The sequence below is a fragment of the Paenibacillus sp. JQZ6Y-1 genome, assembly GCF_040719145.1.
In the GTDB taxonomy this organism is placed as follows: domain Bacteria; phylum Bacillota; class Bacilli; order Paenibacillales; family Paenibacillaceae; genus Saccharibacillus; species Saccharibacillus kandeliae.
This window is the reverse complement of the sequence record NZ_JBFDUZ010000002.1, coordinates 144787-167524: the sequence shown is the minus strand read 5'-3', so window position 1 is coordinate 167524 and position 22738 is coordinate 144787. Positions and strand designations below refer to the sequence as shown.

18 protein-coding genes are annotated in these 22738 nt (G+C 48.1%); 10 read left to right on the top strand and 8 right to left on the bottom strand.

Features of this window, described 5'->3' with window-relative positions:
* Nucleotides 1-103 precede the first annotated feature (103 nt).
* Complete coding sequence (locus tag ABXR35_RS14525; protein ID WP_367061847.1) at nt 104-1006, top strand: AraC family transcriptional regulator; 903 nt, start codon at nt 104-106, stop codon at nt 1004-1006.
* Between the two features lie 20 nt (nt 1007-1026).
* Here the strand turns inward: ABXR35_RS14525 and ABXR35_RS14520 are convergent, their stop codons facing one another.
* Nucleotides 1027-1833: a helix-turn-helix transcriptional regulator gene (locus ABXR35_RS14520; protein ID WP_367061844.1), complete on the bottom strand. Its 807-nt coding sequence runs from the start codon at nt 1831-1833 to the stop codon at nt 1027-1029.
* 271 nt (nt 1834-2104) lie between these two features.
* On the opposite strand from ABXR35_RS14520, the gene pyk reads away from it, so the two are divergent.
* Nucleotides 2105-3520 (top strand): pyruvate kinase, encoded by a 1416-nt coding sequence (pyk, locus tag ABXR35_RS14515; protein ID WP_367061841.1) that lies wholly within the window; start codon nt 2105-2107, stop codon nt 3518-3520.
* A gap of 187 nt (nt 3521-3707) precedes the next feature.
* Here the strand turns inward: pyk and ABXR35_RS14510 are convergent, their stop codons facing one another.
* A complete protein-coding gene (locus ABXR35_RS14510; RefSeq protein WP_436669376.1) occupies nt 3708-5204 on the bottom strand; it encodes a methyl-accepting chemotaxis protein in 1497 nt (498 codons plus the stop codon).
* Nucleotides 5205-5599: 395 nt separating this feature from the next.
* On the opposite strand from ABXR35_RS14510, the gene ABXR35_RS14505 reads away from it, so the two are divergent.
* Nucleotides 5600-5938, top strand: coding sequence for an MGMT family protein (locus ABXR35_RS14505; protein ID WP_367061835.1), 339 nt, complete (start codon nt 5600-5602; stop codon nt 5936-5938).
* A gap of 20 nt (nt 5939-5958) precedes the next feature.
* Nucleotides 5959-6144, top strand: coding sequence for a hypothetical protein (locus ABXR35_RS14500; protein WP_367061832.1), 186 nt, complete (start codon nt 5959-5961; stop codon nt 6142-6144).
* 169 nt (nt 6145-6313) lie between these two features.
* On the opposite strand, the gene ABXR35_RS14495 is transcribed toward ABXR35_RS14500, so the two are convergent.
* Both ABXR35_RS14495 and ABXR35_RS14490 read right to left on the bottom strand, forming a co-directional pair.
* Complete coding sequence (locus ABXR35_RS14495) at nt 6314-6628, bottom strand: cupin domain-containing protein (RefSeq protein ID WP_367062793.1); 315 nt, start codon at nt 6626-6628, stop codon at nt 6314-6316.
* A gap of 404 nt (nt 6629-7032) precedes the next feature.
* The gene (locus ABXR35_RS14490; protein WP_367061829.1) at nt 7033-7821 is read right to left on the bottom strand and encodes an SDR family oxidoreductase; all 789 of its coding nucleotides are present in this window, start codon (nt 7819-7821) and stop codon (nt 7033-7035) included.
* 370 nt (nt 7822-8191) lie between these two features.
* On the opposite strand from ABXR35_RS14490, the gene ABXR35_RS14485 reads away from it, so the two are divergent.
* Nucleotides 8192-9310, top strand: a complete 1119-nt coding sequence (locus ABXR35_RS14485) for an HD-GYP domain-containing protein (protein ID WP_367061826.1) — start codon at nt 8192-8194, stop codon at nt 9308-9310.
* A gap of 31 nt (nt 9311-9341) precedes the next feature.
* On the opposite strand, the gene ABXR35_RS14480 is transcribed toward ABXR35_RS14485, so the two are convergent.
* From ABXR35_RS14480 to ABXR35_RS14465, 4 genes are all read right to left on the bottom strand, one after another.
* The gene (locus ABXR35_RS14480; protein ID WP_367061823.1) at nt 9342-12929 is read right to left on the bottom strand and encodes a DEAD/DEAH box helicase; all 3588 of its coding nucleotides are present in this window, start codon (nt 12927-12929) and stop codon (nt 9342-9344) included.
* A gap of 36 nt (nt 12930-12965) precedes the next feature.
* Nucleotides 12966-13499, bottom strand: coding sequence for an MOSC domain-containing protein (locus ABXR35_RS14475; RefSeq protein WP_367062791.1), 534 nt, complete (start codon nt 13497-13499; stop codon nt 12966-12968).
* Between the two features lie 356 nt (nt 13500-13855).
* Nucleotides 13856-15007, bottom strand: coding sequence for an iron-containing alcohol dehydrogenase (locus tag ABXR35_RS14470; protein WP_367061820.1), 1152 nt, complete (start codon nt 15005-15007; stop codon nt 13856-13858).
* Nucleotides 15008-15174: 167 nt separating this feature from the next.
* Nucleotides 15175-15801: a VC0807 family protein gene (locus tag ABXR35_RS14465; protein WP_367061817.1), complete on the bottom strand. Its 627-nt coding sequence runs from the start codon at nt 15799-15801 to the stop codon at nt 15175-15177.
* Between the two features lie 193 nt (nt 15802-15994).
* Here ABXR35_RS14465 and ABXR35_RS14460 point away from each other — a divergent pair, with 193 nt between their 5' ends.
* From ABXR35_RS14460 to ABXR35_RS14440, 5 genes are all read left to right on the top strand, one after another.
* Nucleotides 15995-17566, top strand: a complete 1572-nt coding sequence (locus ABXR35_RS14460) for an MDR family MFS transporter (protein ID WP_367061814.1) — start codon at nt 15995-15997, stop codon at nt 17564-17566.
* A 130-nt stretch (nt 17567-17696) separates the two neighbouring features.
* On the top strand, nt 17697-18371 hold the full coding sequence (locus ABXR35_RS14455) for a response regulator transcription factor (RefSeq protein WP_367061811.1): 675 nt from the start codon (nt 17697-17699) through the stop codon (nt 18369-18371).
* Entirely contained in the window at nt 18368-19699 is a 1332-nt protein-coding gene (locus tag ABXR35_RS14450; protein WP_367061808.1) for a sensor histidine kinase, read from the top strand. The genes ABXR35_RS14455 and ABXR35_RS14450 overlap by 4 nt, the downstream gene beginning before the upstream one ends.
* 512 nt (nt 19700-20211) lie before the next feature.
* Complete coding sequence (locus ABXR35_RS14445; RefSeq protein WP_367061805.1) at nt 20212-21525, top strand: alkaline phosphatase; 1314 nt, start codon at nt 20212-20214, stop codon at nt 21523-21525.
* A 340-nt stretch (nt 21526-21865) separates the two neighbouring features.
* The gene (locus ABXR35_RS14440; RefSeq protein WP_367061802.1) at nt 21866-22459 is read left to right on the top strand and encodes a hypothetical protein; all 594 of its coding nucleotides are present in this window, start codon (nt 21866-21868) and stop codon (nt 22457-22459) included.
* Nucleotides 22460-22738: the final 279 nt, after the last annotated feature.

Sequence of the window (22738 nt, the reverse complement as noted above, 5' to 3'; positions counted from 1 at the left end):
TAATCACATCTTTCTATAACAATGATTTGCGTCTACATGCTTCTCACTTCATAATCTTCATGTCATAATATCATTATATACGCAAAAAGGGGATTGAAACGCAATGCCGCTGAATCATACAATTTATACCGAATCTGAAGCGCATCAGCCAATGGACTTGAAGCTGATCTTTTTTGGCAAGGAAGAATGCTTGCCGGGGCATGCGTGGGGACCAGGCGTACGTGACGATTATATTTTGCATTATGTTCATGAGGGTACAGGGATTTTCCGATTGGGTGAGGGGGAATATCGGTTATCTGCGCATCAGGGCTTTCTGATTCCACCGAATACCGTCGTGCAGTACGAAGCAGATCCAGAGCAGCCGTGGGTGTATTCGTGGATCGGTTTTCGCGGGCTGCATGCCAGAACGCTGATGGAACGTGCCGGATTAACACCAGAGGAGCCTGTCTATCGCTTTGGCGATGAGCGCATCTCTACTTCTCATCAAGGCGTTAATGGTTCAACAGTAGATACCTTATGGAAGCCGATGTTACCGCCAACACTAAGCAGCTTTTACGAACAATTGTTATCTACCTCACATCAGCCTGCTGGCGATATTCATGCGCAGGGCATTTTATACCAGATCATGTACGAGCTAATCGCGCGGCTGCCTGTACCAGATCATGGCAAAGGTCGTTCCCGCTCCAAGGAGCTACATATCCGGCAAGCCATCGACTATATCGAAACGAACTACAGCCAAAAGATCACCGTGCTGGACATCTCTCATTCCGTGCGATTGGATCGTACGTATCTGTCCAGTTTGTTTAAGGAAAAGTTCGGTCTGTCGCTGCAAGCCTTTATGCTGGAATACCGCATGAATCGGGCGGTGGAGCTGCTTCAGCATACCGCATTATCCATCGGCGAAATTTCGCGTTCGGTCGGCTATGATGACCCATTTCTCTTTTCCAAAATGTTCAAAAAGCTCAAGGGTGTCTCGCCCAAGCATATGCGCAGCCAAGCCAACTGAATCCTTCCTATCTCTCTCTACTATCGCATCGGTGGACGCTCCTGCATCATCTCGGCAGGCGGCATCCCCATTTTCTTTTTAAAAATCCGATAAAAGTACGACACCTCGGGATAGCCGAGAAACTCTGCAATCTCCGACACCGTTAATTGCGATTCGGTCAGCATATAGACAGCGCGCTTCATCCGCTCATCGTGCATATACTGGCTGATCGTCTGACCGGTCACATCCTTGAACAGGGTCGCGGCGTAATTCGGTGTACGCCGAATGACATCACCCAGCTGCTCCTTGGTTACACGTGAGCTGTAATGCTGCTGGATATACCGCTTCATCTGCTCTACCAGTCGCTGCTTGTCATCGCGCATCTGTCCGCGGTCGTACTCGCGGTTGATCTCTACCAGCAATTGCAGCAGCACGCCTTGACTCATCAGTTCGTAATACGCTGGCTTTTCCCGCCATTGTACAACAATTTGCTTGATCAGGTCGTGCAATCGCTCATAGCTGCCGGGCTTGATATGTAGCACCTGATCACGCTGTAAAAGCGGTAGCTGGTGTATATCGCTGTCTGTGCTGATCTGTATCTGTTCCTTTGTTCTAAAATGAAGAACCTGCTTCGTATGAACATGAGTTGGAATGCTTTTGCCATAATAAAAGCAGCATGGCGGAATCAGCAGCAGCTCTCCTTTTTCCACAATTCTCTTCTGCCCATCTACCCAGTACACACAATTGCCATATGTACATAAACTCAGGATATAACTGTATCGGTCCAACTGACGCTCCTCATACCATTCCATCCGATGATCTTCGTGTACATTGGTTAGCTGTAGCATCCCGCGCCCTCCTTTTGTCCCTGATTGCCCTGTTGTATGCTTCCATTGTAGATCCATTTCCCTCTTATTCGCAAAATAGATCGTACTATATTGCAATCATCGTACTATATTTCATAGCACACTGTGTATATTACAGCTACAATGAAATGGATAATACAGGTTGTCGGTACATCGTCCTTGCCTACCCCGGGTGTCAGGAGATGTTGGGACAGCCGCCAATACGATGGGCTGTCGTCATACAGCCTGCACAATATGAGGAGGAACATCTATAATGCTGAGAACGAAGATTATTTGTACCATGGGACCTGCTTGTGACTCGGTGGATATGCTGAAAGAAATGATCAAAGCGGGCATGACCGTAGCGCGTCTGAATATGGCGCACGGCGAACTGGAAGATCATGTAATGCGTATCAACAACGTGCGCAAGGCTGCTGCTGAGCTGAACACGTTTATCCCGATCATGATGGATATCAAAGGTCCAGAAGTACGTATCGGCAAACTGAAAGAAGCATCCTTTGAACTGCGTACCGGCAACAAGCTGATTCTGACTACGGAAGAAATTCTGGGCGATGCCGAGCGTATCGGCGTGAACTATCCGCAATTGAACCAAGACGTGAACGAAGGCGACCGCATCCTGCTGGATGATGGACTGATCGACCTGACCGTGCTGGAAGTCAAAGATAGCGAGATTGTCTGCGAAATCGTCAGCGGCGGTATGATCAAGCCTCGTAAAGGTGTAAACCTGCCGGGTATCCATACCTCCCTGCCAGGCGTAACAGAGCGCGATGTAATGCACATTCACTTCGGTCTGGAGCAAAACATCGAGATGATCGCTGCTTCCTTCGTCCGCAAAGGCGATGACATTCGCGAAATTCGCAGCATTTTGGCAAAAAACAATGCCGAAGATGTACAAATTTATTCCAAAATCGAAAATGCTGAAGGCATGGAAAATCTCGATGACATCATCGAAGCGTCCGACGGTATCATGGTTGCCCGTGGCGACCTCGGGGTAGAAGTGCCTATTCAAGACGTACCGGCACTGCAAAAGGAAATGATCGACAAATGTAATGTAGCGGGTAAACCCGTTATTGTAGCTACACATATGCTGGAATCGATGCAGGTGAACCCGCGTCCAACTCGCTCCGAAGTGAGTGACGTGGCAAACGCTGTGCTGCAAGGCGCTGATGTCATCATGCTGTCTGGCGAATCCGCTGCGGGTAAATACCCAGTACAATCGGTACAAACGATGGCTGCGGTAGCGCGTCGCGCCGAGACGATGATTGATTATCAGGAGCAATTCTCACGTAAACGAGCACAGCAATCAACCAACATTACCGAAGTAATCAGTCAGGGCGCTGTGAGCGCATCGCTGGAGCTGAACGCAAAAGCGATCATCATCTCCACCGAAAGCGGCTTTACCGCTCGCATGATCTCCAAATATCGTCCAAACGCACCGATCATTGCTGTCACACACAACGAAGCTGTGCTGAACAAGCTGTGTCTGCTGTCCGGTGTCATTCCGGTACACGGCGAAGAAGTATCCAGCACAGACGAAATGTTCGACTCTGCGATTCGCAATGCTGTGACAACGGGTCATATCGCTGCTGGCGATATTGTCGTTCTGTCCGCTGGCGTTCCAATCGGGCAATCAGGGAATACCAACCTGCTCAAAATTCAACAGGTTTGATAGAAACGTTCCGTCTAGTACTGCATCCTATGTCATAGGGTAGGATAGAACAAAAAGCACTCTGTCTGATGACAGAGTGCTTTTTCGTATTTATTCAATCTTGCATAAGGAATCTGCAAATTTGTTATATTCCCAGCACAAAGTCGCTATTCTTCCTTGGCAAAGCCTTTATCGCCTAATCAGTAGATTAGATCTGTTTCGCAAACTCTGTCAGCGATTGGGACATATGATTGATCTCGTCCATGGAAGCATTGAGCTGCTGAGTAAGTGCTGCCTGTGATTGCGTCAGCGCAGTCATGTTGCTGATTTGCTGTAGGATTTCTTCGATCTGATCCTTCATTTCAGTCAGACTTTTCTCGATGTTCTCGGTTGCATCGGCACTATGAATCGCCAGCTTGCGTACTTCGTCTGCTACAACAGAGAAGCCGCGTCCCAGTTCGCCCGCACGAGCAGCCTCAATGGAGGCATTCAAACCGAGCATATTGGTTTGATTGGCTATCTCACGGATAAAGACAGAGATATTTTTCGTTTCATCAGCACTGCTTTTTGCTTTGTTGGCAGCATCAGTGGAGTGCTCTTGCGCAGCTGCCAGATCCTGTGCCTGCCCTGTTACGGAGTTGATCGCAATCGTCATTTCACTGATCGATTGTGACAGCTGTGACATACGCTCTGTCATGGCATCCACAACATGATCTTTGTTCTTTTCAAATGTAATATCGCGAATCGTACCAGCAACACGCATTGGCAATCCTTTGGCATCGCGGTTCGTCGTTCCGCCTGCATGGTACCAGCGGTATTCGCCGCTCTTGAGCTGCAAGCGGTAGTCAATAGCAAATGGCGTACGACCAGTATGGTCATTCAGATGCGCAGCAAACGCATCCAGCGCCTCTTGCTTGTCTTCTGGGTGTAAACGGTCACTCCAGCTGCTCAGTACATTCGGGAAATCGTGCTCGTCACGGAAACCGAGCGTTTGACGAAATTGTGGAGACCACCAAAATTCGTTGTTCGGATTGATCGGATCACCAGCTTCAACCACCATATCCCACGGTGCTTCAACCAGAGCCTTGTTGATTAGATCATAGCGAGTGACGAGCATTTGCAGCTCTTCATCTTTGGTGCGTCTGTCATGTACATCGAACAGCGCTCCAGCGATGCGCAACGGTACACCACTGCTATCGCGCACCGTTGTACCCGTTGCACGGAACCAACGATATTCGCCGCTTTTCAGCTTCAGGCGATATTCGATATCGTAAGGGGTGCGTCCACTGTGATCCAGCAAATGGTCAGCCAGCGCTTGCAATACCCAATCGGTATCCTCTGGATGCAGACGGGAAGCCCAGCTATCCAACACATCGGGGAAGTCCTGCAAATTCTGATAGCCGAGCATATGGCGGAATTCATCTGTCCATGTGAACGCATTGTTCGGGTTGACCGGATCGCCTGCTTCCACTTCCATATCCCACAGACCGACATGAATGGCTTTGGTGACAAGATTCATACGCATCGCAATGCCTTGCTTTTTCTGACGAATCGTATGCACAGCTTGATTGATATTTTCCATAATCTCACGCATAGCTGGGTCTTCGGTTTGCAATTGCATTGGGGCAGTTGGATCTTTCGCAAGACGACGGCTAGCTTCCAGCAATTCTTGTACAGTGGACGAATTCTTTCTGGCGGCAAAAATGGACATGTTTGTTCTCCTTTGAAACACCGTGTTCTAGGGTACAGTGTTTGGCAAAATGGTAAGACAAAAGCAGGGCAACCTTGTGTCGAAGGTAGAGTATCTATGATGAATAAGAGAGATATGTTTTAGGTATCAGGAACTAATAATATTCGCATTTAAAACTTTAGACTCATGATTTTATAAGGATTTTAAACTATATTTCGACTTTTTGAAACAATTTTCGCGATAATTTATATATTTTTTTAACTTACACTAAAATATGTATAAATAAGTGGATAAAACAGGCGTTTACCATCTATATTGCTTATTCCTAGCGGATATATCGGGATGAATATTGGTATACTAAAAGCAGCAGGATAGAATCATTCGGCAGGTTCAGCAAGGAGGATATTGTAATGCAACCTTTTACAAAGCGAGTCATTGAAGTCATCTCTTCCATCCCGCCCGGACGAGTAATGAGTTATGGTCAGGTTGCCGCAGCAGCAGGCAGTCCGCGCGCCGCTCGTCAGGTAGTACGTGTGCTGCATTCGATGAGCGCTGCTCATCAGCTGCCATGGCATCGGGTGATCAATAAGCTGGGTGAGATTGCGATTCAGGATGACGAATCCGCGTCTGAACAGCGCATCCGGTTGGAGGAGGAAGGCGTAGGCTTTACATTAGACGGACGGGTGCTGCTCGAGCAATTCCGGCATGAGGTGGATGATGTGGGCGGAGAAGACATTCACCACCTATAATCGGCGCTAGTTCGATGAGGATGAACGACAACGACAACGACAACGACAACGACAACTACAACTACAACTACAACTACAACTACAACTACAACTACAACTACAACTACAACTACAACTACAACTACAACTACAACTACAGTAGCAATTATGGCTACGGTGCACCGCATTGTCTTGTACAGCGTAGCATCCATAGCATATTTCGTTGATTGCATCATAAAAAAGCCCGCATCTCCCTTCGTCGGTTGGAAAATGCGGGCTTTGTCATGTACAGCTTCTTATACAGCAACAGGATAATCACCTACAGAACGATTCATGGAGTGGGGTCCATGATTCCGTTTGTGATCCACGATGATGTTCTTACGTTTGGCTTGAGGATTAGCTCAACAGGTCTTCGCGTAATGGAGTAAAGGAGTCCAGCAGGATTCCCGGCGCAAGCGCCTTAGCCGAATGCAGCGCTCCAGCAGGAATAGCCAATGCTTTGCCTGCATGCAGCTCATGCACTTCGCCGTCGATCACAAACTGGAAGCGCCCTTTCATGCAATAGCTCATTTGCTCATGGGGGTGGGAATGCTCGCTGCTTTTGGAACCTGCTTCAAAATGCACTTCCATCATCATCAGCGACTGCCCCGGTTCAAATACTTTGCGGCGAACGCCCGGCTCAACCAATTCCCAAATCCCTACATTGTTCAGACTCACATTACTCACAGTACACAACTCCTTTTTTATAATAATCATGTCAGATTGATGATAATTTAAATAACCAATATGCGGCATTTATGTACGAAAACCTATCTTCAATCTGCATTGTCAGCGGATGACATTCGGTGAAACAACTGATACACATAATAACATGTTTGAAAACAAAGATATAGTGTATTAAATCACAAAAAATAAAATGTGTTTATAGTTATTTTATACTACCTTTATTGAAAAAAGTCGATTTTTATCGTTTGAAAGACAAAAAAAAGACCAAAATCCGCAGATTTCGGTCTACTTTCATCCATAATACCATAAACATGACACAATATCGTCACATGATGGAAAGTGAGATTGTGAGAATGTATGTGAGTTCTTTGTTTGGTTATGTGGGTTTATTAGAATGCCCGAATTGCCCCGCCATCCACAATCAGCGATTGCCCCGTTACATACGTATTCGCAAAGGAACCGTAGAACATGACCATCCGTCCAAATTCCTCTGGTGTACCCAAACGACCGAGCGGAATAGAGCGTACCGCGTCCGCCTGTACCTGTTCTAGTGGTATGCCTTGACTACTCGCATGTTGACTGTCCAACTCCATCACGCGATCTGTGGCGATGCGCCCCGGCGCAACCGTATTGATCAGCACACCAGCATCGGCATATTCCGACGCCAGTGTCTTGGTGAGCGCTTGAATACCTGCGCGATACACATTCGACAGAATTAAGCCATCAATCGGCTGCTTAACTGAAGTGGACGCGATATTGACAATCCGACTCTCACCCGCCTGCTGTAAAAAGGGGAGCGCTGCTCGGATTAACCGAATCGTACTGAGCAAATTGGCTTCAAATGCTTGCTGCCATGCGGCATCGTCCATATCGGCAAATGTCCCACTACGCGGTCCGCCAGCATTCGTAACCAGCACATCCAATCGCCCATAATGACGCACCGCCTCATGCAGCGCCTGCTGAATTTGCTCACCATCGCTTACATCCATCACAACCTGATGCACATTCTGACCAGTAATTTGTTTAATCTCGGCGGCTGCCTGTTGAAGATGCTCTGCGTTGCGGCTAGCGATTGTCACCTGCGCGCCTTCGCGAGCAAATTCCAATGCACTTGCTCGCCCCAAACCCTTGCTGCCCGCCGCAACAAACACACTTTTTCCAGCTAAATTCGTTTCCATATTTTCTCTCCTTTGCTATATATTGTTTCCTTTAATCACGCATTGGTGAAAATAGATGTATACACTTACCCTTATTTATACAGATTAGGCACTTCCAGATAGATAAGTTGATCAATTTGTTACTTCTCCATCAAACTTTCCCCCCGAAGTCTATCGCATTTTAAAAATCCGTCCTATAATCATTATAGATTTACGCTTGTCTGACGATATATAGTATATCTTTTCTTTTATACATTTCTGATAACGTTCTACTAGATCTGCACATATCTTCCTTTATATCGTTCCCCATACATACATATCATGCTTCAGCAGTTATAACTTCATGACCGCAAATGATATGCTGATCTTGATAATTCCTGAATAGATGGAAGTGACTATATTGAGGCTATTACCGATTACTTCGCTCCAACCCGGGATGCGACTGGCCAAAAAAATCTATAATGACGAAGGTGTCGTACTGCTGGCGGAAAGTGCTGAGCTAACATCCGGTATCATCCGAAAACTGTATAATCACGGGTTGGATTATGTCTATATTCAGGACAAGGATACCGATGACGTGATGGCAGAGGATATTATCTCCGCCGAAACCAAACGCAGAGCACTCAAGGAAATCCGTACGCAATTTTGCAGCCTTGCCGATCCGCATGTGCAAAAGAAGATGTATCCAGTTATTGGCAAGTCATTTGCCGGTATTGTCGATACCATATTGAAAGAACTGAGCAGCAATCCAGAAGTGATGGTCATGCTGATGAGTATGCACACCAAGGATCACTATCTGTATCATCACTCCTTGAATGTTTGCATTTATACATTGCTGCTGGGCAAGGTGCACGGCTATTCTACGGATGAGCTTCGTGTGCTAGGTATCGGTTCCTTACTACATGATGTCGGCAAAGCATATATCCCAGACGACATTCTGTTCAAGCCCGGTAAGCTGACTGATGACGAATACAACACGATTAAGCTGCATACCGAATACGGCTTCAAAATCCTCAAGGATGAACCCGGTATTCCACTGCTGGCTGCCCATTGTGCTTATCAGCATCATGAGCGCTTGAATGGAAGTGGCTATCCACGCGGAATCAAAGAACCCGACATTCACGATTATGCGAAATGGATTGGTATCGCTGATTCCTACGATGCGCTAACTACCAGCCGTGTGTACCGTGCTGCTATGCTGCCGCATCAGGCACTGGATGTGCTGTATTCTGGTTCCGGCACGCTGTACGATCGTTCCATGCTGGAAGTATTCAAAAGTCGAATCGCCATTTATCCGATTGGTGTGACCGTGACACTCAGCAATGGCTTCAAAGGCGTTGTGGTGCATATTCACTCCGAGATTCCGCAGCGTCCAATTGTACGCATCCTGTTTAATGAACAAGGCGAGCGTCTCGCGGCTCCATTCGACCTTGATCTGCTCGCCCATCATTCCGTGATGATTACCGAGGTGGAGGGCATGAATTCGCATATGCCCTCAGCAACCGTCTGAACTTGATTGCAATCCAATCAAAAACACCATATCAAATCATTAACAGCTCCCGAATGTCCTGCTCTGTCAGTGCCGATAGCTTTGCCTGACCGGGCTGGATCATTTGCTGTACCAATTCCTTTTTGGTCTGCTGTAGTTCTAGCATCGTCTCCTCTACTGTTCCACGCGCGACCAGACGGATCACCTGCACCTTGTTGCGCTGCCCCATCCGATGCGCACGATCGGCAGCCTGCTCCTCTACTGCCGGATTCCACCACAGATCGTACAAAATCACCGTATCCGCCCCAGTCAGATTCAACCCAGTTCCTCCCGCTTTTAGCGAAATCAGAAATACATCCTTTTCCCCTTCATTGAATCGTTGACACAGCTCCAACCGCTCGGCGGACGGGGTATTTCCGTCTAGGTAAAAATAAGAAGTCTGCTGTTCTCGCAGTCGGTCACCGATAATCTTCAGCATGCTGGTAAACTGTGAAAAGATCAGCATACGACGACCGGAATCACGATAATCCTGCACCACTTCCAGTAATTGCTCCAGCTTGGCAGAACCACCCTCATACCCTTCCACAAACAATGAAGGATCACAACATAGTTGCCGCAAACGGGTCAATCCAGCGAGAATCCGAATCTGATTCTCAGCAAAGTTCTTCTCATACAGATGTTCCAGTGTATCCTGTTGTAGCTGTGCCAGATAAGCAGCGTATAGCGTCTTCTGTTCCGGCAGCAGTTCCGATACGAGCGTCGTCTCCTGCTTGTCCGGTAATTCGTGCAGCACTTGTGACTTCATGCGCCGCAGTACAAAGGGACGAATACGCGCCGCAATCACCGTATGATCCAGATCGGCAAAATGCTTGCGTGTTCCTAGCAGCTTCGGCATGATGACATGCATGATCGACCACAGCTCATAGGCGGAATTTTCAATCGGTGTGCCAGTCAGCGCAAAACGATGCTTCGCCTGAATCTTGCTCACAGCACGTGCAGTCTGCGTCAGTGCATTTTTGAAATTTTGCGCTTCATCCACGATCAGCGTATGGTACGCATGCGTGCCTGCCAGCTCAATATCACGGCGTAGTAGCGGATACGAGGTGATGATCACATCGAAGGGCTGCTGCTCTGTACCAACATACTGCTCATAGGTGTCCGGCTCTTGGGCTAGCACTTGCTGCCAGCGCTGGGTTCGTACCTCCTTGCTGCCATCAATTAGCAGCACCTTCAGCTCTGGGGCAAACCGCTGAAGCTCATACTGCCAGTTGTAGACGAGGGACGAAGGGGTTACGACGAGCACTGGACGACCGCTGCGACGAATATCGTCTGCCATAGATAGAATAAAAGATATGCTTTGCAGCGTTTTGCCAAGTCCCATATCGTCTGCCAAAATACCGCCAAAGCCGTATCGTGCTAGCGTGCGCATCCACTGGTATCCCGCATGCTGATAATCCCGCAGCACATGCTCCAGCGAAGCAGGAACCGGCTCATCGTGCCGACCCGGATGCTTGATGCTGTCCAGCAGTCGGCGGACCGAACGATCAAAGCGTATATATTCATTTTCATCCTGCACATCCAGCGTCTCAATCCCGTACATGACTGGTAGCTTGAATAAAATGCCTTGTTCCAGCGGCTGCTCTACATCGTCTGGTTGCGCCATCCCTGTTTTACGGATAAAATCGGCAACCTGTTGGAATGCCTCATCTTCCAGCGGCAAAAACGATCCATTCGGCAGTCGATGATACCGACGCTGCTCCTTCAGCGATTGCAGTACATCAATAATGGCGGCTTCGGGAATGCCATCCAGCTGAAATTTGAAATCCAGCCAATCATGCCGATGATCGGTATGCACACTCAACCGTGGCGGAGATAACGGATTCTGAATACGCGCCTTGACGATCGAGGTGGCGTACACATGCAGCAGCTTTTCCAGCTTAGGCACGGTACGATACAGAAATTCATACTCCGCGTCTTCGTCGGTCAGAAAATAACCGCCTTCGGTCGCAGTAAACTCGGCTTCCTCCATGATCTGCAAAATCCGCTCTTCTCGTTCACCGTCACGCAGTAGAATACGCTCTTGCTCATCCTTGCCTTGCTCCGGCTCCAATGGATTCAGCACCACATCGCCATATTGAAATTCCAGCCCTGCCAGTAATCGATCCCGTACCCGATCCAGATACAATCTAGCTTGCAGCGGTGTCTGTACAATCCGGTCGGATACGCCGCGGGTCAGTTGCACGGTTCCTAGCTTCATCAACCCCGGGATCACCTGCTGTACAAATGGCTCTAGCTGCTCCGAAGATAAGGTCAATCGCTGTTCGCCATCCTGTCCATTGCCATAATGCAGTAGCGTCTGCAAGCCGCTCAATCGGCGACATAGGTCTTCCTCTAGCAACCACAGCTCCGCTCCGTTCAATACCGCACCATATGCCTCCAATACAATCATCGACTGCAAGCCGCGTACGATCAATTCACTGCGACGGTCGCCCTTGCTTGTGCCATTGTGATTGCCTTGGCGAAACGTAGGGGCAGCATCCAGCGCAAAATGTAGGGGCAGCATGCCCTGCTGACAGATCAGTGGCAACTCCTGCTCACCGACTGCAATTCGTGCCGAAGGGCATTGACGCAGCGCCGTTAGCAGCACATGCCAGTGGGATACGGGAATGATCAGCATCCGTTCGTTGGTAGCGGACAACGTGCTTTTGCCTGTTTTCCCTCGAGGTGCAGGGATCGCACGAGCAGAGGTAGAGCTTCTACCTGCTGGCGTTGTAGCTGTGAATGCTGAATGATTATGCTGCCTGTGGCTACTGTGTAGTTCGTCTGGCTGCTCATCCTCGAAAATATGCAGCAGCTGACGAATAACCTCGTTGTCTGCATGAGTAAAGCTATGCAGTTCTGGGTCGTAGCTGAAGCGAGCGGTTAAGGGGTAGCTTTCGCGGCGACGAATGCTATCCAACAGACTACGCAGCTGACGCACAATATACAGTCGCTTCGGTCCTGCCTTCATTTCGATGCCTAGCCGATATTGACCATTGCCATACGCAACCGGACGACAAATAAACTCTACCGCCAGCTCGTCCCGCGTTTCCAAATAACGCCGTCGTCCAGCTGCACGCTGAGGTGGGGCAGCAAACAGACTCAGCAATTCCCCAGCAAGCTGCTGCTCATTCATCGCGGATAGATCATGGGTGAAGGTCGTTGCTTCGGAATCGGCATCTGGGCTTGCTGGTTTACTATGGGGAGACGTGGTCGATTGGCGTTGGCTGATGTGCGCCATCTGCTGCGTCGATTCGGCTGTGGACTCGGTAATACGCGGCGCAATGAGCTGCGGCGGCTCCTCACGTAGTCGGGATTCATGTACATGAATCATAACCGCCGCAATATGCTGACAATAATAGCGGTACGATGACAAGGTTGGACATGTGCAGACTGCCTGCACATCGCCGCCCTCCTCCATATGCAGCGAGACATGCTCGATCTCGTTAGCTTTGATCTGTACATCTGCTTCATAGTGCAGCAGAGCATCGTTGTACACCGTAAAGCCAACTTTGCCTTCCCGGTAATAGGACATGCCTTTATTGTAGGATGTTTTGCCACACCATTGCTGAATAGTGGACAGTCGAAGTGTATGACTCATCAATGAAAGCTCCTTCCTTGCTTCACTGCAACATCGTCAATTCGGTACAATGATGCGAACTTCATCTCCCTGACGGATGACACCTTCGCGCTCTACTGAGCAGACAATGCCACGACGTTTTTTGGCAGCAGGAACGAAGCGTGATTTGATTTTTTCGATACCGCTGATGCTCTCGATCACTTTCCCCGGCAATATACATGGCGGATTCTCGCCTTCACAGATAAGCCCAGTACCATCTGGGAATAGGATTCGCGTACCGATGGGCAACGAAGTGAGCGAATCCAGCCCTTTTAACATGATATTTGCGCCCAGCCACTCCGCCTGAATCTCTGGTAGCTTCATACGGGAAGCGATCTCTACGCATTCTTCGTACGAGACGATGCTAACCTGGCGACGATTGGCGATCATCGTGCCACGTTTGTATATTTTCTGGCGTACATCCGCAGGACGCAGCAGCCCGTAATGGCGGTCGCCCGGAATACCTGCCAGCTCAACTTGAATTTCCGGCAGCGGACGGGTGACAAAGCTGCCTTTACTATCAGCGATCAGTACATGCTCAACCGTAATCATTGTGTTCATCGTTCATCTCCTAATGGGGTATGATGTATATGTGAATAGGGGTGCATTTGTTCGGTTTCATCCGTAGCTCTATGCTATCAATAGTGAGCACAAGTTTAAAGGGTGGAATGAAAGTTTCGCTGTATTTTATACAAGGAATATGTAGTGACAGGAACAGAATGCTGCTCCAGTGAGCCGCCAAAAAGGAAAGCACAAACGTAAAGCCGCCTTCTGCTCCATGTTGGAACAAAAGACGGCTTCGCGAGAAGTATGATGTTGGTACAGCGATCTTTTCCTACACATTGTCCATGATAAATAAACAGAATAGACTCGTATTGCGGAACTTGAGGATCACACAATCTATTTGATCACAAAATCTCCTGAAACATGCGCATGACTTCCTGCTTGTCCGGCTGATACGGGTTGCCGGGTGCGCAGGCGTCCTGCATTGCATGATCAGCAAGTAGTTCCAGATCGACCTGCTCGACACCGAGTTGTGTTAATTTGGACGGAATACCCACTTCCTCTGCTAGCATACGGATGGCACCAATCAGCTCTTCAGCGCAGCGCAGATCGGACTTGTCGGTAGGGTCGATACCAGCGGCACAAGCGATACGGCGGAATTTGGAAGCATCGTGTTTGGCATTCTCATTCTCGACGATCGGCAGCAGCATCGCATTGCAGACCCCGTGCGGAAGATCATAGATGCCGCCCAGCTGGTGCGCCATCGCATGTACATAACCAAGACCTGCATTGTTAAATGCCAGCCCAGCGAGGAACATCGCATAGCTCATCTGCTCACGCGCTTCAATATCGTGCCCGTTGCGCACAGCACGCGGCAGATATTTGAAAATAATCTCGACTGCTGCCAGAGCCGTTGCATCGGTAACGGTAAAGGCGCCCGGTGTGACAATCGCTTCGATCGCATGTGTCAGCGCGTCCATACCAGTGGCAGCGGTCAGATCTGCCGGTTTGTCCACCATCAGCTCAGGATCGTTGACGGAGATGGTGACAAGGCAGTTTTTGTCGACCATAACCATCTTCACACCGCGCTCTTCGTCGGTGATGACATAGTTGATTGTATATTCGCTCGATGTGCCTGCGGTAGTGTTGATTGCTACAATCGGCACAGATTTGTTTTGCGTTTTGCCCACGCCCTCGTAATTCCGTAGATCGCCGCCGTTGTTTAGATACAGACCGATCGCTTTGGCAGCATCCTGCGGAGAGCCGCCACCGATGGAGATGATAAAATCGCAGTGATGATCGCGGTATACCTTTACACCGTCATACACATTGCGGGTCGTTGGATTCGGCTTAACGTTGTCGTACACCTTGTAGTCAATATCCGCGCCTTCTAGTACAGTCAGCACCTTGCACACCGTTCCGTTATGATTCAGAACATGATCAGTGACGACCAGCGCCTTTTGAAAGCTAGGTTCGGTGATAACATTGCCCAATTCCGCCAAACAGCCCTTACCCATCAGATTTGTACTTGGCACATATACCACATGCGTACTCATCGTTATTCCCTCCGCTATCTATTTTGAATTGCTTGGACTGCGACTGATTTGTCTTTACCATTTCATGATAGCACGGTGATATAAGCGCAATTGTGAATATAGTCACAATAAGAGGAGGATACGTGAACATACTTTGAATTGATTTAGTATGGATTTAATCTATCCATTTAGGATTGTGCTCTAAGCTTGCTCATCTGTACAGAAGCGCGGCGACGGTATGTAATGGTCAGCAATACAATACATCCGATCATGCCCAGCGATACCGGTGTCGACAGCGCCAGCACCTGTACGGTACTCAGATCATAGATCATGAGAATCTTTACACCCACTTCCAGCAGCAGCCCTCCCCCCCAGATTAATGTCATATTGCGCATCATACGGCGGAAGTACGGATACTGCCAGTTCTCCTCCGGCGATACGGAGCGAGCAAACCGTTTCACCATATAAAAGATTAACGGACGCGGCATCAGAAGCGATCCTAGAAACAGCAATCCTACCGCAGCGGTAATCAACGACTCTCTCATCATCAGCAGCTTCTCGCTGCCGCCGAGCAATACCATCACCAGACTGAGTACGAATCCGAACAACATCAATCCGCCAAACACATCCAGTTTGCGATGCTTCCATATACTGCGTACGTTGTCCAGTAGCGGAATCAGCGTAGCAATCGATAGCGCGAATAATCCGTTGATATGCGGCAGCAGCAACGTATACACTAGCCACGGCAGCAACCCGTTGATAACAAGCGTAAGCATGGTAGAGCGGTTCAACAGCATTCTGGACAGATTGGACATTCTTCTCATCTCCCGTATCAAGGTTATGCCTTTATGATACCGCCATAGGGTAAAATCTAACTCTACCAATAGGTTGAATGTATCTCCACCTAGAGGTTGAGTTTGTTTAAATTCCGTTTACATGACCTTGGTATATTCACTCTCGTGAAGAAGGCAGACGTGCGTTTATACTTTGGGAAATGGGGAATGGAATATGAGTAGTAATACTGCAACAGCTACGCCAGTACTGCAAACGAGTAGCCGGATTCTGGTGCTGATTGGGTTAATAATCGGATTGGTTTTTTCGGAATTGGATGAGACGGTTGTATCGACAGCGATGCCGACGATTGTCCGAGATCTGCATGGGCTTGCCTTTTACGGATGGGTTGCCGGTATCTATATGCTAGCGGTGACCGTGTGTATGCCGATTTTGGGCAAGCTTGCCGATCTGTATGGACGCAAGCGTATCTATTTGGTCAGTATGGGATTGTTTATTATCGGTTCGTTGATCTGTGGCATCGCACCATCCATGATGACGCTGCTAATCGGTCGAGGTATACAGGGTATAGGTGCTGGTGGATTGATGCCGCTGGCGCTGGTCATTATCGGGGATTCCTTTCCGCTGAAGCAGCGTGCCAAGATTCAAGGGCTGATTGGTCCGCTAATGATTTTGCCGCAATTGGTCGGTCCCGTAGTGGGCGGATACTTTGTCGGGCATCTGAATTGGCATTGGGTATTCTTCATTAATATTCCGCTAGGTCTATTGGCGGCGGTCATTCTGTTCTTCAGTATGAAAGAATCGCGCGGCGATAAGGAAGGCAGTCGCTCCATCGACTGGCTGGGTGCGGGTACGCTGGTCGGCGCCTTGCTATCGCTGCTGCTCACGCCAGTGATGATCGACAATCTGCAATTGTCTTGGTCTTCACCACTGATTATCGGGATGCTAGTATTGTCAGCGGTATTCACCGGATTGTTCGTATGGGTGGAGCGCCGAGTCGCCGAGCCGATTATGCCTATGTCACTGTTCCGTAATCGTAACTTTGTTGTGCTGTCCCTGCTGGTGATGACAGTGATGCTGGCATTGATGGGTTCCTTCGCGTCGTTTCCTTATTTTGCCCAGCATGTGATGGGACTGACACCGACTACATCCGGTTATCTGATGATGGCGGCGATGGCAGGGGCAATTCCTTCTAGTATGCTAAGCAGTGCGCTTATTACGAGGGTGGCGTATCGTAAGCTGTTTATTCTATTTATGATTATGCCGCTGATTGGTCTGATCATGCTAATGCAACTGACACCGGGCGTATCGCTGATCTATGTAGTGATTTCCTTTTTCATTATGGGTGTGGGCATGGGGATTCTGTTCGGCTCGGATAATCTGATCATTCAGGAATCGGTTGATCCGGCGCATAGCGGGGTCGCTGTGAGTAGTGTGCAGTTATTCCAATCCATTGGAGCAACAATCGGCTTGAGCGTATTCGGTAGTCTGCTCGCCAAAAACATTCGTGATGGCATTCATTCCATGAGCGGACAGCTGCCAGCTGGTAGTGAGGAAAGTATAGCAGCAGGTACGTTGCCAAGCGGGGTATCCTCTTCGGTGATTCAACATATTCATCAGGTGATGACCTCGTCGTTTGAGCATTTGTTTACGATTGGTTTTGGCTTTGCGATTGTCGCGTATATCTTCTGCTGGTTCCTCAGTCCGGGTGTGCTTGGCAAAAAGAACGCCGATCACGACACTCCATTAAGCAGTGACTCCGATTCGTCTACCGCCTCCACGTCATGAGGCAGGAATATCAGGCATCGACACGAACTACAACTATAGCAACTGTATGGTATCCATGTATGTAGAGAGCTGGATAATCAGCTCCAATATAATCATCAATCTATGAAACAAATCAAAGGAGGCGGCTCGGATGGCAAAAGTGATTATCGCCGACGACGATCCTCATATCGCCGAACTGGTATCGCTGATTTTGCAGCAGCAGGGCTTACTTGTTCGCACTGCTGTAGATGGTAAGCAGGCATTGCTGCTGATGGACGAAGACCCTGCCGATCTCGTTATTCTCGATATTATGATGCCGGAAATAGACGGCTGGGAGCTATGCCGCCAACTGCGTGAGCAGTATGACATTCCGCTGCTCATGCTTACTGCCAAGGGCGAAACAGGCGATAAGGTGCGTGGCTTCGAGCTGGGAACGGACGATTATCTAGTAAAGCCATTTGAGCCAGCAGAGCTGCAAGTGCGCGTCAAAGCATTGCTGAAGCGGTATCAGATCGCTTCGTCGCAGCAGGTGACGGTCGCGGAACTATTTATGGACAAGCGGGCATTCCACGCCGATATTCGCGGCACCTCCATCACATTGCCACCCAAAGAGTATGAGCTGCTTTTTCAACTGGCTGGTAATGTCGGGCGTACGCTGACCCGTGATCTGCTGATCGAAAAGGTATGGGGATATGACTTTGAAGGCAATGAGCGCACGCTAGATGTGCATATCAATCGGCTGCGCGAACGATTTGACGAATGGCAAGCAGGACTTCGCATCCATACGGTGCGCGGACTCGGCTACCGATTGGATGCGACAGGATGAGCACATCGCCAGATCGTCGACAGCCCGCCGTACCTGCTTCGTCTCCACCCGATGAGTCGCTGCATGCCTCTTCCTCCCATCCGACGGATGACGATATGAGCAGTATGCAGGATGTTCGCAGACGTTATCAGGCATTAACGAAGACATTGGGACAAGCTCGCGATACTCGCACCCTCAATGACCATGCCCACAAGCCTCTACTACTTACTGGCAAAAGCAAACGCAAGCTGTCCACTCGTATTTCATATTTCGTAAGACGTTTGCTCGGCTTTGTGCTGCTGTTTCTGGCGGCAGGCTCGATTGCCTATTTCATCGTAAATGGGCTATTGCAGTATTACGATGTACAGCTGCATGGCTATGTACAGCAGCTCTTGACGCTGCTCACGATGATTCTCATGCTGTTTGTATTGTTTTTTGCGACTCGTTTGGTTTTGGTCATGCTGCATCGTGATCCCGATCAAATCTGGCGCGAAATGAAGGATGCGATTCAGCGCATCGGCAGTGGAGACTTTCAGATTGCGCTGGATACCGAGCAGCGGTATGACGGGGTATTTGGCGAAGTGGTGCAGATGATGAATGTGATGGCGCGCAATTTGCAGCAAATGGAGCTGCTGCGGCAGGAGTTTATTTCCAATGTATCACATGAGATTCAATCGCCATTTACTTCATTACGCGGATTCGCCATTGCGCTGCAAAATGAACAGCTCACACCGGAGGAGCGGCGACATTATCTGTCTATTATCGAGACTGAGAGTGCGCGCTTGTCGCGACTAAGCGATAATTTGCTCAAGCTGACTTCGCTGGAATCCGAGCAGTATCCATTTGAACGACGTACGTATCGTTTGGACGCCCAGATTCAACATCTGGTGCTGGCGTGCGAGCCGCAATGGCTGGACAAGCAGCTAGACTTAGAGCTGGACCTACAAACAGTAACCTTGGAAGCGGATGAGGATCTGCTTAATCAGGTATGGAGCAATCTGATCCAGAATGCGATCAAATTCACACCGGAGTACGGCAGTCTGCATATCGCGCTTACGCAGGAGCAGATGGTGATTGGTAACATCGAAACCGACATTGCGGTCGTAACGATTACCGACTCTGGTCCCGGCATTGCAGAGGAAGACTTGCCGCGTGTGTTTGAACGATTTTACAAAGGAGACAAGTCACGTACGCGGACAGCTGGCGGCAGTGGGCTGGGGTTGTCGATTGTGAAGAAAGCGGTGGAAATGCACGGTGGCACAGTAATCGCGAGCACGCGGACAGAAGGCGGAGCCCAGTTCTGCGTAAAGCTGCCACTTCTGATGCCTCCTATTAAGAAGGTTCTGTAATTCCCTTGTCTGTTGCCATGAATATGGGCAGCGGACTTTTTGGGTTATTCTGAACAATTTCTGCAAACCTTCGCTCTATTCCAACGTATGAGAGGGCAGGTCCTTTTACAAAAAAAGGATACTATATGAAGATTCCATTTGCTTGAATAGTAGTATTTTGAACGGTAGTATTCCTCTGCCCCATCCCTTAGTGAAAGAAAGACATGTTCCCCATTTTCGATGGAAAGGAGTGGTTACAATGTCACAACCAATCGTTGAAGGTCGTTGGAGTAAGCAATCATGGCTGGATGCTACGGTCGATCTGTTTCTGTCTTTTCCCAGCCTGATTATCGCGGTCTTACTATTACCCTGTGCTGGCTGTTTGGCTGAACTCCTCTTGCAATGAGAAGAAAATAATGCCAACCCTCCTATTTGTAAGCAATTTCATATGTAATTTACAAAATAAACATTTTGACATAACAATACTCATATATGATCAATACATCATATGAATACATATAGGGGTGTGAATGATGAACAAATCTTCTCTGAAAAAAGCTGCACTGGCTGCCGGTGCAGCAGCCGTATTAAGTCTGCCACTGCTGGCTGGTGCAGTACCTACCATTGACGCAGCAGCGGCAACCAAAACCAAGACTGCCCCAGTAACAGCTGCCAAAGCACCAACACCAGCTGCCAACAAGGTCACCAAACCGAAAAATGTGATCCTCTTCATCGGTGACGGCATGGGCGAAGCAAGCCGTAATGCTATTCGCTACGCCACCGTCGGTAAAAATGGCACACTGGAAATGGACAACATGCCTGTCAGCGGACTGGTGCGCACTAGCTCTAGCGATAGTCTGGTCACCGACTCTGCGGCAGCAGCAACGGCTATCGCCACTGGCGTGAAAACGTACAATGGCGCTATCGGTGTCGACGCGAACAAGAAGCCTGTCACTACGATCATGGAGCTGGCGAAAAAAGCCGGCATGTCCACGGGCGTCGTAACGACAAGTCAGGTAACGGATGCTACAGGTGCTGCCTTTGGCGCGCATGTGGAGAACCGTTCTGCGCAGAGCGATATCGCCAAGCAATATATCGAGAATAGCAAAATTGACGTGCTGCTCGGTGGCGGAGAGGACTTCTGGTATCCAAAAGGAACGGCTGGCGCTCATGCCGATGCACCAGCAGAAGACCCAACCGAAGCCAGCAAAGGCACGCAGGGCAATCTGGTAGAGCGCGCCAAGCAGCTTGGCTACAACTATGTAACAGATAGTACCGAATTAAAAGCTGCCAAGGGCAGCAAGCTGCTCGGTCTGTTCGCTAATGAAGAAATGTTCCAAGCGCATAACGAGCTGGGCAACAAGTATAATCCCATCGTCTCCTTGCCGGACATGACTAGCAAAGCGCTGGATGTGCTGTCTAGTAACAAAAAAGGCTTTTTCCTGATGGTTGAGGAGGAAGGCACCGACGAGATGGCGCATGACAATGATGCTGCATTGGCGATTAAGGCAGGTCAACAGCTCGACAAAGCGGTCAAAGTCGCCAAAGACTATGCCAAAAAGCATCCCGACACACTCGTACTCGTTACAGCCGACCACGAAACCGGTGGTATGGTGATTGAAAGTGCCGACGATGAGGACGAATCCGGCGATGGCATGTCCAAGGAAGACGGTCCATTCACCGTTGCGAACTCGCAGGAGAAATTCTATATCGATTGGACAACCGACGGACATAGCGCAGTTGATGTTGCACTGACTGCAATGGGTCCCGGCTCTGACCAATTTACGGGCAACTATCAGAACACCGCTATTCACGACAAGCTAGTTAAACTGCTGAAGCTGAAATAATTCTGGCAGGCTAGCACGCTAAGTATGTATATCGTCATTTAAAAAACACACGGATTATCCGCCATCATTGGCGATCCGTGTGTTTTTTGTATTTCACCTATTCTCTGTTACTAGTTATGAAGATTACATTTGCTTGAACGTTAGTATTCTTCTTCCCCGTCCTTTAGTGAAAGAAAGACAGATTTTCCTCAAAAAATTTAAAGTGATTACAAATAAAGTTAATTTTATGTCATTCATCACTTTAATTACTTTAATATAATTTTTCCTAGATTAATGAGCTTAATGCAGTCAAGCAAAGAAAATCCATACGAAAAATAAATGTATAGTAGGAGTGTAATGTATGAACAAAGCACTGTTTATTTGTATTACGATACTCTTATTGCTAGTATCGGCTTGTGGAAATGCTGATCCAAAATCGAATCAATTGAATGGGTCTACACCTGTAATTGAAAAATCAAATACACCAAAAAATAACTCTGAGTATTGTTCTCAAGAAACTATACGTTTGGATAGTGATGCTGAGAAATATTTTTATGGGGATTGGAACATCAAGAAGACTTTAGGATTTGCAAATTCGTATAATGATGCTTCCGAAAATCCAACAGGACAAACATTTATCGGAGATAAAATTATACTAGGAAAAGATTTCTTCTCATCAAAAGGATTACAAAATTATAGTAATTATCAATACGAACTGAAAAAACCAATATATAATATTACAGCTACATGTTATAATTCAGACGCTTTTTATAGATTATATAAAATAGACATACCCGATTTAAAAATAGACGATGTAGTAAAAGTAATACATGTAAGTGATCCTTCTACAAAAATGAGCATACCTGTAAGTTTAAGCTTTTTTATTATAAACAATAATAGACTTATCATGTTATCAGAGGCTACTATCTTTGATCTTGAGAACATTAACGATTAATTGAATTCTAGTAAGTACTCGTTTATGTACAGCAGCTATAGCGGTTGAAGCATTCTTATCAAAAAAGTATTGGTTTGAGAATGAGAAAGAAGAGAATCACTCGGATTACTGGTGGTGTTTTTGGCATACACTTTACTCCCTGTTATGAAATGTCTCCATAAAACTTTAAAGGAACACACGAATCGCCATCATTGGCGATCCGTGTGTTTTTGTATTTCATCTGTTCCCTGTTCATGATATGGTATAGATAGAAACTGGAAATGATTAGAAAGGAGTCCA